Source organism: Paraburkholderia phenoliruptrix, assembly GCF_019511605.1.
Lineage (GTDB): Bacteria > Pseudomonadota > Gammaproteobacteria > Burkholderiales > Burkholderiaceae > Paraburkholderia > Paraburkholderia phenoliruptrix_A.
In genome coordinates this window covers 139,517-154,305 of record NZ_JAEUAV010000016.1, presented here as the reverse complement: position 1 = coordinate 154,305, position 14,789 = coordinate 139,517, and the positions used below count along the sequence as shown (strand labels likewise).

General features: G+C 66.1%; 11 protein-coding genes. 1 reads left to right on the top strand and 10 read right to left on the bottom strand.

Translation table 11 applies throughout. The annotated features are described in order from the left end of the window. From JNB89_RS20330 to JNB89_RS20285, 10 genes are all read right to left on the bottom strand, one after another. A partial coding sequence (locus JNB89_RS20330; RefSeq protein WP_220363402.1) for a winged helix-turn-helix domain-containing protein occupies positions 1-2,950 on the bottom strand: 2,950 nt, incomplete at its 3' end. Positions 2,951-3,063: 113 nt separating this feature from the next. Further along, positions 3,064-3,615, bottom strand: coding sequence for a DUF3331 domain-containing protein (locus tag JNB89_RS20325; RefSeq protein ID WP_220363401.1), 552 nt, complete (start codon positions 3,613-3,615; stop codon positions 3,064-3,066). A gap of 72 nt (positions 3,616-3,687) precedes the next feature. Further along, a complete protein-coding gene (locus tag JNB89_RS20320; RefSeq protein ID WP_220363400.1) occupies positions 3,688-4,677 on the bottom strand; it encodes an MBL fold metallo-hydrolase in 990 nt (329 codons plus the stop codon). 11 nt (positions 4,678-4,688) lie between these two features. Beyond that, positions 4,689-6,416 carry an FAD-dependent oxidoreductase gene (locus tag JNB89_RS20315; protein WP_220363399.1) on the bottom strand — a complete coding sequence of 576 codons (1,728 nt, stop codon included), beginning with the start codon at positions 6,414-6,416 and terminating at the stop codon, positions 4,689-4,691. A 171-nt stretch (positions 6,417-6,587) separates the two neighbouring features. Then, positions 6,588-8,159 (bottom strand): alginate export family protein, encoded by a 1,572-nt coding sequence (locus JNB89_RS20310; protein WP_223216813.1) that lies wholly within the window; start codon positions 8,157-8,159, stop codon positions 6,588-6,590. Further along, complete coding sequence (locus JNB89_RS20305; RefSeq protein WP_013339358.1) at positions 8,149-9,099, bottom strand: VOC family protein; 951 nt, start codon at positions 9,097-9,099, stop codon at positions 8,149-8,151. Before JNB89_RS20305 ends, JNB89_RS20310 begins: the two co-directional genes overlap by 11 nt. A gap of 165 nt (positions 9,100-9,264) precedes the next feature. Beyond that, positions 9,265-9,516 (bottom strand): DUF1427 family protein, encoded by a 252-nt coding sequence (locus tag JNB89_RS20300; RefSeq protein WP_220363398.1) that lies wholly within the window; start codon positions 9,514-9,516, stop codon positions 9,265-9,267. Between the two features lie 25 nt (positions 9,517-9,541). Next, positions 9,542-10,183 carry a phosphohydrolase gene (locus JNB89_RS20295; RefSeq protein WP_220363397.1) on the bottom strand — a complete coding sequence of 214 codons (642 nt, stop codon included), beginning with the start codon at positions 10,181-10,183 and terminating at the stop codon, positions 9,542-9,544. Positions 10,184-10,466: 283 nt separating this feature from the next. Next, a complete protein-coding gene (locus JNB89_RS20290) occupies positions 10,467-11,933 on the bottom strand; it encodes a mechanosensitive ion channel domain-containing protein (RefSeq protein WP_220363396.1) in 1,467 nt (488 codons plus the stop codon). Between the two features lie 58 nt (positions 11,934-11,991). Continuing rightward, complete coding sequence (locus tag JNB89_RS20285; RefSeq protein WP_220363395.1) at positions 11,992-13,863, bottom strand: amidohydrolase; 1,872 nt, start codon at positions 13,861-13,863, stop codon at positions 11,992-11,994. A 356-nt stretch (positions 13,864-14,219) separates the two neighbouring features. On the opposite strand from JNB89_RS20285, the gene JNB89_RS20280 reads away from it, so the two are divergent. After that, on the top strand, positions 14,220-14,738 hold the full coding sequence (locus tag JNB89_RS20280; protein WP_135895547.1) for a Dps family protein: 519 nt from the start codon (positions 14,220-14,222) through the stop codon (positions 14,736-14,738). Positions 14,739-14,789: the final 51 nt, after the last annotated feature.

Below are 14,789 nucleotides of genomic sequence, written 5' to 3'. Positions count from 1 at the left end.
GCCCCTGCCCCTGCCCCTGCGCACAGCGCCGCATCGCGGCCGACGCAGACCGTGCGGCTTCGAGCAGTTGTGCAGCCGCGTTGAAATCGTCGAACTCGCGTCCTTCGCTCACTTTTGCGCATGCGGATTCCAGCAGACGGGCCGCTTCGTCGGCGCGCCCTTGCGCGCACCAGAGCCTGCCGAGGCTCGTCGCTACTCGCAACTGCAACGAAGCGCAGCCTTGCGCAAGAGACTCCTCCATCGCCGCGCTCAGACACGCCTGCGCATCCGTTGCGTTATCGCTGCCTGCGGGAGTGTGGGCGTCGTCGAGCAACAGCAGCTCGGCATGCACGCGCCGAAGTTCGACCACATACCAGTGGTCGCCGCTTTCGTCGCATTGGTTCAGTGCGCGCGTCACCGCTGCGATGGCCTCTTCCCGTCGATCTGCGCGGGCTAACGCGAGCGCGTATTGCGCCACCAGCAACGCGCGTTGCGCGCCGTATTCCAGCGCGTCCAGTTCATCCAGTGCGACGCGATAGGCGGCGAGGCGCTCGGGCCGCACGTCGTCGAGCGAGCGCAGGTATTCGTCGAAACAGCGTGCACACGCCTGTGATACGCCAAGGCCCGTGCGCGCGGACACATCGCGCAGCAACGCGATGCCTGCCGCCGCACGCTCGCGCATGCCGGAGAGCAACGCGAGCGGAATCTCCGCTTCGACCAGCACGTAGCAGGTCACGATGGACTGGTCCTGCGCGCACGCACTTACGACGCAGGCTTGCGCGAGGTCGAGCGCTTCGTTGCGCGAGCCCTGCAACCAAAGCAGCCGCGCCAGCGTCGCGCGTCCCACCACGCCCTGATCGACGGACTGGCCCAACGGCAAGCCGTGTTGCAGCGTATCCGATTGCAGCAGAAAGCGTTCGAGCGACGCGCGCGCCTGTTGCTGATTCCCCGCGTAATGCCACGCTATGCCGAGAAGCCGCGAAGCAAGAATGCCGTTGCTGGCGTCGCCCGTTTGTGCCGCGAGCGACGCGAAGCGATGCGCAAATGCAAGCGCGTTGCGCGCCGAACCGGAGGACTGGCTCGCATTCCACATGCCCCATAACGCGCGTGCTTCGAAGGCGCGGTCGCCGAGCGCGATGGCAAGCGCGAGCACCTCAGCCCATACCGCCAGCGTTTCGCGATTCGGTCCATTCACGTAGACGAGCGCCGCGCCGAGTGCCGCGAGCAGTTGCATACGCACCCGCAAATGCCGCGCCGACCCGGACGCCCCATGCGTTTGCGCGACGCGTTCGAGCGCACGGCGTGCCCACGCACAGCATTCATCCACGAGTGACAGTTCGTACAGCAGCGCGACCACTTTGACCGCGAGCTTTTCCGCGAGCGCGTCGTCGCCTTTTGACGAGAGCGCCCAGCCAAGCGCCACGCGCAGGTCGTCGAGCCAGTCGCGCATGCGTACATGCCAGCCGTCGGCGTCGGTCTGCGCGGCACGCGTTTGCGGCGACATCTGGCGCTCGACCAGTCCCGCGAAGTAGCGCGCGTGATTCAGCGTGACGGCGCGCCGCTCGCCGTTGTCGTCGAGCTTTTGCAGCGCGTAGGCGCGCGTCGTTTCGAGCAGCCGATAGCTCGCCGTGCCGCTGCCCACGCGCGCGACCACCAGCGACTTTTCGACGAGGCCCGACAGCGCCGCGATCACCTGCGCTTCGTTCAAGCCGTCGTTGGCGAGCACGGCAAGCGCGGCGTCCATCGAAAAGCTGTTCACGAAGATGCCGAGCCGGCGCAGCGTCGTGCGTTCGGCGTCGTCGAGCAGGCCGTAGCTCCAGTCGAGCGTGGCCTTGAGCGTCTGATGCCGCGGCAGCGCCGTGCGGTTGCCGCCGGTCAGCATGTTCAGGCGGTCGTCCAGATGAGCGGTGAGCGTTTCTATGCCGAGCGTCGCCGCGCGTGCCGCCGCAAGTTCGATGGCAAGCGGTATGCCGTCGAGCCGGCGGCATACGGTGCCGGTGAGTTGAATGCTGCGCTCGTCCGACGAAAGGCGGGCGTCCATGGCGCGGGCGCGTGACAGAAACAGCTGCACCGCGCTGCATGCGAGCATTTGCTGGCTTGGGTCGTCCTGCGCAGGCACGTCGAGTGAAGCGACCCAATAGAGATGTTCTTCTGCCACGCGCAGCGGCTCGCGGCTCGTTGCCAGCACACGCACGCCCGGGCCTGCGTTCAGGAGTGCTTCGGCCAGTTCGGCGGCCGGCCCGAGCACGTGCTCGCAGTTGTCGAGCACGCACAGCACGCGCCGTTCGCCCCACTCGCTGCTGACCCGCTTGAGCGTGAGCGGGCCGCTCGCCTTGCTCACGCCCACGCTCGCGGCGAACATGGCAAGCACGCTGTTTGCGTCCGAAGTCGACGCAAGCGGGATCAGGTAGACACCGTCCGGATACTGCGCGACGAGGCTCCGCGCGACTTCGACCGCGAGGCGCGTCTTGCCGATGCCGCCCGCGCCGAGCAGCGTGACGTGACGCGCGGACGCGAGCGCGTGCGCGACGTCGCGCAGCGCGTCGTCGCGGCCGATCAGCGGCGAAAAACTGGCGGGCAGGTTGTGGGTAATCGCAGCGGGGGCGCTTCGTGGCTGATCGACCGCGTGATCATCGCGGCCAGTCCCGGCGGACGCGTTGCCGCTCTCAGGCGACGGCGGCCATTGCCGCGCGACAAGTCGGTAGCCTCGTCCCGAGACGGTCTGTATGAGTCCGCGGCTCTCGCCGAGCACCTTGCGCAGCGCGGACATGTGAACCTGCAAGTTGTTCTCTTCGACTATGGTGTCGGGCCACACCTGCTTCAACATATCGTTCTTCGAAACCAGTTCGCCTTTTGCGGCGATCAGAACGGCGAGCATGTCGAAGGCGCGGCTGCCGATGCGCACGGGTTGGCCATCGACGACCAGTTCCCGACTGGCCAGGTCCACCTGTAGCGGGCCGATGCGGATCATGAGGCGGTATCCAGAACACGTGGGATGACGATGCAGCCGGGCAATAGCGGCCCGGCAATGAGTCCCCGAAGTCTAGACTAACCGCAATTACGCATGCGCGGAAAAAACTGAACCTATCGTTCAAAATTTTTGTATTGAGCGAGCGGATGCTCGACGTCGACCACCGAGGCCAGAATCATCGCAGCGGCATTGACCGGCACCGCGCTGCGCACGCGCGGCTTGTAGATCGGATCGTTCCGGCGGATAGTCGCGCCGCTCAATGCGCAGCGGCCCTTCAGTCGCGCGCGGCAACTGATCCACACCTGGTCCGCATAGCGGCACAGCGTGGCGTCCTGCCAGAGCACCGCAATCGAGGTGTCCGACAGACGCTCGATCACTTCGACCTGGCGGTGCCGCGACGGACCGCTGGCGGCCTCGCGCGTAAGCGGCACGGCGCGATATGCCCTCGCCTCGATGTCGTAACGATAGCCGGCCACGAGCCGCTCGATCACGTGATTCCACACTAACGCGCGGCTGCTTTCGTGCCGAGGCTCACGCTCATGGTCATGCTCATGAATCTGCCCGCTTTCCTCTTTGCCACGGGTCGCCCGGCATCGTTCATGGCGCCCGCCCGCTTCGTTCCTCGCTGCATGCGTGCGGGGCCGGGCGCGGGGTTCGATCTGCATCGCGATTCTCCTCGAAAGTTGGCCACGCGGCCGTGCGCTAGCATGCGGGGCTGCTCGCCGCGCAACGCTGCGTCATGGGCCGGGCGCGGCCTCGTAGTTGACCGGCACCCAGTCGTAAGCCGCACCGTTTTTGCGGATGTGCCCAAGGCCGGGGAACGCGATGTGCGCGGCGCCGATCAGGTAGCGCTGGTCGGCGGCGAGTTCGAGCGCGCGGCGCCGCGAAGCTTGCGCAGCGGCGGCGTCGCTATCGTATTCGACCGACGCTGTCGGGTTCTGCAACTGGATCGCAGCGACATGCACGATGTCGCCCCACACGAGCAGATGCTGCCCACCGCTTTCCACCAGATAGCCGGTGTGGCCCGGCGTGTGCCCAGGCAGCGCGAGTGCACGGATGCCCGCGTCGAGCTCCACGTCGCCATCGAACGGTTTGAAGCGGCCCGCGGCTGCATACGGCGCGATGCTCGCACGTGCGGCGTCGAAGAAGGTGCCGAGAAAGTCCGGCGCTTTCGATCTGTTGGCCGGATCGAGCCAGTAGTCGGCTTCGGACCGGCTTGCGCGCAAGATCGCATTTGGAAACGCCGGCGCGCCGTTCGCGACGATGCCGCCCACATGATCCTTGTGCAGATGCGTGAGCAACACCTCGTCGATCTGCTCGGGCCGATAGCCGGCCGCGCGCAAATTCGCGAGCAGCTTGCCGCAGCAGTCGCCATATAGCACGCCTGCTCCGCTATCGATCAGGATCAGCTTTGTGCCGGTGTTGATCAGAAACGCGTTGATCGAGCCTTGCACCGGTGCACTCAGAAAATCGCGCGCGAGGTCCCGCGCGATCTCGTCCCTGGACACGTCCTCGACCACCGTGTCGATCGGAAACGGATGCGTGCCGTCAAGCAGCGCCGTCACTTCGAACTTGCCGAGCATGAGCCGGTAAAAGCCCGGTCCCTGATACTTCATTTGCGGCGCGGCCGCGAATGCCGCACTGCTCAACATGCTCATGACCGCGCCGAGCATCAGCATGCAACGCGCGGCCGCATGCAGAGTCGAACCGCGTCGAAACGATTTCATCTTCCGCTCCATCAAGAGTTGGCCGCCACCGTGGTCGACTGGCTCAAATACGCATGAATCTGCGCGACGACCGCCGCGCCGTCGCCCACCGCCGCGGCCACGCGTTTGGCCGAGTCGGAGCGCACGTCGCCGACCGCGAACATGCCAGGCACACTCGTTTCGAGCGGATAGCGCACGCCGGCCGCGGCCACGTCCTGTCCGCTTCTTGCCGCGCCCGTCACGACAAAGCCGCGATTGTCGAGCTCCACGCCGCTTGCCGCTAGCCAATCGGTCTTCGGATCGGCGCCGATAAAGAGAAACAGATGCCGCGTGGCCACTACTTCGTCCTCGCCGCTTTGCAGGTGACGCACGTGCACCTGCGTGAGGCCCGCTTCGTCGCCTTCGAGCGCGCTCAGCGTGCAGCCCGTGCACAGCGACACATTGGGCAGCGAGCCGATCCGGTCGATCAGATACTTCGACATGCTCGCGTTCAGATCGCGACCGCGAATCAGAAGGCGGATGCTGCGCGCGAAGTTGGCGAGAAAAACTACCGCCTGCCCAGCCGAATTGCCGCCGCCGATCAACACGATGTCCTGCCCCTTGACGAGCTTCGCTTCGATCGTCGACGCCCAGTAGTAGGTGCCGCGCCCCTCGTAGCGCTCGAAGCCGGGCACCGTCGGCTTGCGATACGCCGCACCGCTTGCCACCACCACCGTGCGCGCGGTGATGCGCTGACCGTCGACGAGCTTGAGCGTGAACATGTCGTCATGACGGCGCACCTCGGTGACCTTGCCCGGAATCGCGAGATGCGCGCCGAACTTGAGCGCCTGCTGGAACGCTCGCGCGGCCAGCGCCTGGCCCGAGATGCCGGTCGGAAAGCCCAGATAGTTCTCGATGCGCGAGCTCGCGCCCGCCTGGCCACCCGGCGCACGCTGATCGAACACGGCGACGGAAAGCCCTTCGGTCGCCGCATACACCGAGGCGGCGAGCCCCGCCGGCCCCGCGCCGACAATCGCGACGTCGTACCGATGCGACTGTTCGAAGGTCGGCACGAGCCCGAGGCACGACGCCAGTTGCGCTTCGTCCGGTGCGCGCAGCACATGACCGTTGGGGCAGAACACCAGCGGAAAATCGGCGGGACCGGTGGTCATGCCGCCGAGCAGCGCGACGGCTTCCGGGTCGGAGCGCGCGTCGATCACAGTGGCGGGATACGCATTGCGGCGCAGGAAGCCTTGCAAACCGACGAGCCGCGCGTCGTCGCCGTTGCCCACGATGATCGGCCCGAGCCCCTGCTCGATCAGCCCCAGCCGCCGCAGGATCAGCGCGCGCATGATGTGCTCGCCGAGTTGAGCGTCGGCGACGATCAGCGCGCGCAGGCGCTCGGGCTCGATCACGAGCGTTTCCACGTCGGTGAGCGCGAGCCCGTCGATCAACGCCGGCTTGCCCGACAGTTGCGCCATCTCCGCCATGAAGTGCCCGTCGTCGTGCTCGGTGACGAGCGTCGAGCGGCCGAAGCTGTCGCGCGAGAAAATCCGCACGCGCCCATGCAACAGCACGAAGAGGCCAAGCGCGACTTCGCCGGTCTTGAAGATGAGCTCGCCGGCGCGGAAGTTCATCGGCCGCGCGAAACGCCGCACGCTTTGAATCTCCGCCGCCGACAGACGCGGGAACATCTGATGACGCCGGTATTCAAGCGACGAATACGGAAACTCCAGCTCGGACGGTTGCGATGTGTCGGGCGACACGCTCGAAGTGCTCATTACGATGACCCTCCTGTATTCATGACGGCTTATGTGTTGCCCGCCCCGATCGACATGGGCCGCTTTCCGCCTGGTGTTGCCTGCTTGCTGACTGCTTGCTGACTGCTTCTTGCCTGGCTATTGCCTGGGTGTTGCCTGGCTGTTGCCTGGGTGTCGCCCGGCTAATCCCCGCTACCAGCCGAACTTCAGTTCCGCGCCGACATAGTCCGCATTGCGTGCGCCGAGTTCGCGCAGCGACGGGCCGACCTGGAAGTGCACGGCCTCGAGCGCCGCGGCGAGATTGGCAGTGACCGCCCAATCGGCACGCAGTTGTGTATAGAACCCTGTCCAGCGTCCGCCGCGTCCCGCCGTGCCCGGCACGACCGCCGAGCCCTGCTGATAGACCGCGTCGGCCGTCGTCTCGCGCCATTGCAGGCCGACGCCCGCGAGCAGCGAGAGCTTGCTGGTGGGCTTGACGATCAGCGTGGGCTTCACGTGGATCAGGTTCGTGTAGCCGGTGTAGCCGGCGAGCGCGAAGTAGTAGCCGTTCGGAAACAGCGGGTTGAAAGTGCCGACACGCCCGTCGCCCGGATGGCTGTCGCCCGAGGCGGCGTCCACCTGGATACCGACGCGCGGCGTCCAGGGCGCGCTCGCGAAGGTATAGCCTGCGAGCGATCCCACGGCCCATGCGCCGATTGTCTTCGCGCCCACGTGCCCCGACTGGTACATCGCCTCGACGTCCCAGTCGGCGTGACCGAGCGTGCCGGCATAGCGCGCGTCGAACACGTCGCGGTGCTCGTCGCCGGCCGCGTCGAGAAAGCGCGCGTTGCTGCGGTTGTAGCGCGAGTAATACGCGGACACGTCGCCGGGGCCGACGCCCTTGCGCTCCACGCGCACGCCGCTGAACGTGAGGTGCCGGTTCGACACATCGTCGAAATCGCTGTTGTAGCGGTACTGGACCGGCTGCGTTGCATAGGCGATCCAGCGCCACGGACCGGTCTCGTAGTCGGCCCAGATCGCGTCGAACGCCTGGCGCACGTTCGGGCCGTCGCGCACGGAAATGAAACGCTGCAGGTCGAACGCCATCTCCTGGCGGCCAATGCGGAACTTGACGACGCCCGGCCCGAGTGGCTCGACCACGGCGACAAACGCCTGGCGCAAGTCGAGCGGATTCCTGTCGACTGGCGAGACGAGGTCCTTGCCGAACGGACGCGCATCTTCGAATTGCGTGAAGAACTGCACGTGCGGGCCGAGCCGCACGTCGGCGTGCACTTCGAGGCGCTGCAACAGATAGGTATCGTCATGTGCTGCGCCGAGACCGAAGAGCGGCGCGTCGTTCATTTCCAGGCGCTCGCGCAGCACGACGCCGAGCGACACATACGCGTCGGGATTGCCGAACAGCGGGATGTACTTGAGCGAGTCGAACGGACGCTTCGGCACACATGGATTGGCAAGCGCCGCCCAGTTTTCCTGCCAGCGGTTGAACATCACCGTGGGACGCGCGCAAGAGGCGGCCGATGCGGGAGCGCTCACGGCCGCGGTGTCGTCGGCGCTGCCGAGCGCGGTGTCCGCGGCCATGACCGGAAGCGCTGCACCGAGCCCCGCGGTGAGGCCGGCGCTCACGCTGCCGCGCACGAGCCATGTGCGCCATGCGGCGCGCGACGTGGCCCTTGCAGGCCGCCGGGACCGCACACTTGCTGCGGCGCGCGGCGCGCGCGTGGCTGCCGCGAAGAGCGCCTTGATCGTGCTCGCTTTAGCGGCCATCGTGCACTTCGGCGATGTATCCACCCGGGAATTCGAGCACTGCGGTCTTGCCGGAGGCCGTCGCATACGGCGCGTACAGCACCTTGGCGCCGGCCGCTTGCGCACGCTGCAGCGTTTGCGCGACATCGTCGACGGCATAGCCGGTGGTTTCGCGGCCGAATGGGAACGGCAGCTTGCCGTCGGTGACGAACACGACCATGCGGCCAAAGCCCGAAGTCAGCCGGATCTCGCGGATGGTCTCGCCTTTACGGCCAATCACGCCCGCATCGGCGCGCGGATTGTCCGACACCACCTTGCCATGCGAGAAGTGCAGCCAGCGGCGCACGAAGTTGTCCGCCTCGTAGCGCGACACGTACACGCGGTTATCCGGCACGCTTTGCAGCGGCGCGTAGTTCGGCGCCTTGGTGTGCCAGTAGAGCTGCATTGTGAGACCGCCCGGCCACTGGATGATCGCGTCCTTGCCGATCGGATCGTCGAAGCTGTCGACCAGCACGTCCGCGCCCGCCGCGCGCGCGGCCTTGAGCGCGTCGTCGATGTTGCTGACCAGGTAGCCGGTGCGCTCGTTGCCGAACGGGTACGGCACCGGCGTTTCGAAGCCGAACACCGAGAGCATGCCCACCGGCGTCTGCACATATTGCGAAGCGGTGCGGCTAGGCGTCGGCGTCACGGTGAAGACGGCACGCGGCGAAGCCTTGCCGCCGAACGTCGCGACAAAGCTGTTGACGAATGCGTCGAGATCGGCCGAAGCCACGTAGACGTGCGTGGTGTCGTATTGCGGGCCGACCGACACGTCCGCATGGCGCGCGGCAAGCGCGGTCTTCGCGCTAGCGACTTCCGGCGGGCCGGCATCGGCGAAAGCAGAGGTGAACGGCGCGAGGCCGATCAGCAGCGCGGCAGACAGGGCCGCAACAGGACGGAAAGCAGAAACCGGATGGAACATATGCATGACCTGATGGTGTGGAAAGAATGGTTGTGCGATGAAGTGGATAGATGAGCGGCGCAGCCACATGTGGGCCGCCATGTGGGCCGCCTGCAAGCCACATGAATGGCCACATGAATGGCCACATGAACGAGCCGCATGAACGAGCCGGCTGCGCACGCCGGTTCAACCGCCCTCTTTCGCGGCGCTAGCTGCAGGCGCCGGTTTTTTGGCGTCGGCCGGAGAAGACACAGCGCTCTGGACCGTCGCGTTCTGCGTGAAGAGCTGCCCCTTCACGGCCGGTATCGCGTGTTCGCCCAGCACCATGCCGAGCAGACCGGCGAGCGCGATCAGCGGCGGCGCCGGCGACTGCACCTTCAGCAGCCAGTAGAGCAGTCCGACGCCGAAGCCGACGCCCAGTGAAACGATGTAACCCATGCCAATCTCCTTATCGGGGCGAGGCTCAGTTCGGCCATTCCGAACCGAGCACCAGCCCGCAAAAATTCATCCGCCGGTAGTTCGGGTCCCAGCGGTCCAGCACGTCGGCATTGACGGTGCCGAACGTCGTGTCCGGACGCTGCTCCATGCCACGGGCGTAGTCCTCGAGCAGCCGCTTCTTGAAGCCCGCTTCACGCGGGCAGGCCTCGACGATCTCGTCGCGCTGCTGCGCGGCGAATTCGTCGTAGCGCGCGCCGCGAACGTCCATCTGCACGCCTGCGGCAAGCAACGCCGCGAGCGGCGTCAGATGCTCGGGAATGCCCGGCGTCGTATGCAACGCGATAGCCAGCCAGACTTCGTCGATCGCGCTTGCCGCTGCCTCGTGCTCGCGCATGAACTCGCGTGCCTCGTTCGCGCTGTCCACCTCGTAGCGGCGTGCCGAAAGCCGATGCGCTGCACTCAAGCCCACGTTGTGGAACATCGCCCCCACGTACAGCAGCTCCAGGTCGAACACCAGGTTCTCGCGATAGCCCGTCAACGCGCCGAACAGAAACGAGCGCCGCGCGTGCTGGAACATCAGCGCGGACTCCGTCGCGCGAATGCGCTCGGTCGCGCCGCGTGCCATCGCGCTGTCGGGCATGGCGATGCCTGCAATGGTCTGCTTCATGTCACCTCCTTCGTGTGACGCATCGCCTGCGATGCGCGCGGGCCTCTTTCCGGCGGGCCCTGTTCCCCACATCGCTTCACTCTTTCACCTGTCGCGCAATCCGGCGCCGGCACCATGAACGCCGCCAACGCTGCCTATGCTGCCAACCCCGTGAAAAAACGCACGGCTCGCGGCTACGGCCACCCATCGCCCAATTCCCCGCAGCCTACCGATTGCCGTCGATAAAAGCCTTGGCGCCGCCTTAAAAACTCTGAAGCGAAGATGCGCTGCACGGCGGCCGCGCTCACAGCGCCAGTTCGTGAAAACGCCGCATGCCGTCGCGAATCCATTGCAGCAGGCCGCCGCCCGCCTCGCCGCTGTCAGCCGGCGCGAGCAGCATCTTTTCGCTTTCGTGATGGACCGAGAGCAGCCGGCACATTTCGCGCGCCACTTCCGGCCGCCGTGCAAGCAGCGGCGTGAGCGCCTCCTTGTCGAGCCGGAACACCGTGGCCCGCGTCAGCGCGCGCACGATCACGCCGGTGCGTACGCCGGCAAGAATCCCCGACTGGCCCACCGAGTCGCCGGGCGCAAGCCGGCGCAACTCGAGCTCGCTGCCGTCCTTCGGCACCACCGCTTTAGCGACGCCGCGCGCGAGAATGTGCAGCTCGTGGCCGCCCTCGTCGGCAGCGCTGTAGATCGTTTCGCCGCTATCGAATTCGTGCAGCCTGAGTTGCGCGGCCAGCTCGGCAATCTCGGCGTCGTCCAGCGTCTGAAAGATCAGCACGTTGCGCAGCAGGCGGCGCTTTTCGTCGAAAGGCTCGCCTGGCGGCTCGGCCACCGACAACGGCCGCAACACCACGCCGCGCGACAACAGGTGACGGTGCGCGAGGTCGTACAGATCGTTGCGCACGGCGATCTTCCTGGTCCACGCGTCGACATAGCAGACAATCTCGTACTCGATTGCATCGTTGGTCGCGCGCTTTACGCTGATCAGCGGCTTCGGCTCGGCAAGCACCTCCGGCGAACTGGCGGCGGCGTGCGCGAGCGCCTGCAGCACCGTGGCGGGGCGAATCGTGGGGTTGACCGGCAGCACCATGCTCACGCCATGCGTGTGCATCGGCTGGTTCGCATTGACGATATTCGTGCGTGCCGCCGCGCTGTTCGGAATCACGACGATGTTGCCCTGCGCGTTGAGCAGGCTGGTCGCGCGCCAGTTGCTCTCCACCACGCGGCCTTCCACTTCGCCGATGGTGATCCAGTCGCCGATGCGAAACGGCTGCGTCGCGTTGAGCACGACGCCGGAAAACACGTCGTTCAGCGTGCTCTGGATCGCGAGACCCAGCACCACGGCCACCGCGCCCGAGGTGGCGAGCAGCCCGCGCACCGGCAGTTGCAAAACGAATGCAATCGCGCCGACCGCGGCCGCCAGAAACACCAGCGCGCCGAGCACGTCCTGAAAGAGGCGCTCCTTGTGCCACGTTTCGGGCAGCACCAGGCGGTCGAGCGCCACCGTCAGAAGCCGCGCGCCTTGCAGCCACCACACGACCTCCAGAATCTGCGCGAGCAGATGGCGCACCGGCTCGCCCGGCCACGGCGCCTCGCGCAGCGGATTCATGCCGTGGCTGAACAGCACGTAGCTCGACAGGCCGAACATCAGCGCGCGCAACGCGAGTCGCGCGGCGCGGCTGTGGCGCCCCATGAAGCGCCATGCAAGGAAGTCGAGAACCAGAATGCCGAGCCCATAGAGCACGCCATCGGTCAGAGTCGGCATGATGGTTCCCGCTAGCGACGAAGCATTGAAGTACCTGAGCTAACCCCGAAGCAGCGCGTCAGAACGCGAAACAGCTGCAGCCGAGCGCGCCCCAGAAGCCGTTGGAATCGCTGACCGGTACGTTCTTGCGCCATGCCCAGCCGTGCGCATGGGCGTGCACGCCGCACAGGTTCGCGCAGCCGTCGGCGCAGGCGATGGCTGTCGGCTTGTAACGGCTATAGCCGCCGAACTCGGCAACGGGCGACCACGACGGACTCACCGGCAAGTCGGGCGGCGCGAGCGGCGAGAACTCGTCGGCTGCGTAGACGACCTTGCCGCCCACCACCGTCAGCACCGATTCGAGGTACTTGATGCGGCTTTCGTCGACCGTGAAGTAGTCGTCGCTCAGCACCGCGAAGTCCGCGAAGTGGCCCGGCATGAGCGCGCCCTTGTGGTCTTCTTCGCTGGAGAACCACGCGCTGCCCACCGTGTAGCGGCGCAGCGCCTCCATGCGGTCGAGCCGGTTCGCGCTCGGGTACATCGCCGTGCCGCCGACGGTCTTGCCCGACACCATCCAGTACAGCGATACGAAGGGGTTGAAACTGGCAACGCGGGTTGCGTCCGTGCCCGCGCCCACCGGCAGCCCCGCGTCAAGCATCTGGCGAATCGGCGGCGTGTGCCTGACGGCCTCTTCGCCGTATTGCTGGATGAAGTACTCGCCCTGATAGGCCATGCGATGCTGGATCGCGATACCGCCGCCAAGCGCGCGGATTCGCTCGATGTTTTTCTGCGTAATGGTTTCGCAATGGTCGAAGAACCAGCGCAGACCGTCGAACGGAATGTCGGCGTTCACGCGTTCGAACACATTCAGGAAGCGCTCGATGGATTCGTTGTAAGTGGCATGCAGACGGAACGGCCAGCGATTGGCGACCAGCAGCCTTACCACCGCTTCGAGTTCGGCTTCGAGCGTGTCGGGCAGGTCGGGCCGCGGCTCGAGAAAGTCCTCGAAATCCGCCGCGGAAAACACCAGCATTTCGCCGGCGCCGTTCACGCGCAGAAAATCGTCGCCCTCGCCGGGCTTCGTCATCTTCACCCACTTCGCGAAGTCTTCAATCTCTTTCTTCGCATTCTGCGTGAAGAGGTTGTAGGCGATGCGCACCGTCAGCTCGTTGCGTTTGGCCATGTCCATGATGACCGCGTAGTCGTCCGGATACGCCTGATAGCCGCCGCCCGCGTCGATCGCGCTCGTCACGCCGAGCCGGTTCAGCTCGCGCATGAAGTGGCGCGTGGAATTGCGCTGGTCTTCCGGTGCGAGCTTCGGTCCCTTGGCGAGCGTGGCGTACAGCAGGCCCGCGTTGGGGCGTGCGATCAGCATGCCGGTCGGGTTGCCGCGTTTGTCGCGCTGAATTTCGCCGCCCGGCGGGTTGGGGGTGTCTTTCGTGTAGCCGACTGCGCGCAGTGCCGCGGCATTCAATAGCGCGCTGTCGTACAGGTGCAGGATGAACACCGGCGTATCCGGCGCGATCGCGTTGATTTCCTCGAGCGTCGGACCGCGCCGCTCGGCGAACTGGAATTCGTTCCATCCGCCCACCACGCGAACCCACTGCGGCGCCGGCGTGCGCTCGACCTGCTTGCGCAGCATGTCGAGCGCATCGGCGAGCGAAGGCACGCCGTCCCAGCGCAACTCCATGTTGAAGTTAAGACCGCCGCGAATGATGTGCAGGTGCGAGTCGTTGAGACCCGGAATGACCGTGCGGCCTTTCAGGTCGACGTGGCGCGTGGCGTCGTTCACGTGACGCATCACGGCGTCGCGCGAGCCCGCGGCGACAATGCGGCCGTTGGCGACGGCAAGCGAATCCGCGAACGAACGCTTGTCGTCCTGGGTGGCGATCTTGCCGTTGAAGAAAACGACCTCGGCCGGGGTGAATCCGGATGACGGGTCCTGGGACATGACGGGCTCCGTTGGGGAAAGGACAGGCAGACTGATATGAACGACGTGCCGCGCCGGCGGGCTGCGCTAGCCGGGCATTGCGAGCGCCCTGCGGGTCGCGCTGTGCAGGCCGCGCTTTGCAGATCGACTGGAGGCAGTCTATCGGCGACGTCTTGCCGAGTCCTTGTCGAAGCCCTTAATAGTTCTTAAAAGACCTGTCCCCCGAAGGAGACGCAGCACGCCTGCGCCCGCGCCTCAGAACTTTTCATCTTTTCTGCAGGACTTTATGTGCGCGGCGTTCCTACACTGGCAGCGAGACAGACCCTCAGCCGGGCTGCCCGCTCACCCTCCTCAACAAGGACTTGCAAGGACTCGCCATGAAAGACGCAAAAGAGGCCGCGGCGCACCGCGCGGCGCCGCTCAGGACGCCCACGCGCCTGAGCGAAGACGCGACGCGCGACATCGCCGCCGCCTTGACCACGCTGCTTGCCGACGTGTTCGCGCTGTATCTGAAGACGAAGAACTTCCACTGGCATATGTCCGGCCCGTACTTCCGCGACTATCACCTGCTGCTCGACGAGCAGTCCAGCCAGATCTACGCGACCACCGACCCGATTGCAGAGCGCGCACGCAAGATAGGCGGCAGGACGTTGCGCTCGACCGGGCACATCACGAAGCTGCAACGCATTGCCGATAACGACGCAGAGTTCGTCACGCCCGCCGACATGCTCGCCGAGCTGCGCGAGGACAACCTCGTGCTCGCGGGCTACATGCGCGAAACGCATTCGCTGTGCGACGAGTACGGCGACGTGGCCACCGCGAGCCTGCTCGAAAACTGGATCGACGAAGCCGAACAGCGCGTGTGGTTCCTGTTCGAGTCCGGACGCCATGCGTGAGCCTGCTGGCCGCGCCTGGGCGCGCGCAGTGCACGGGCGGCTGCCGCGCGC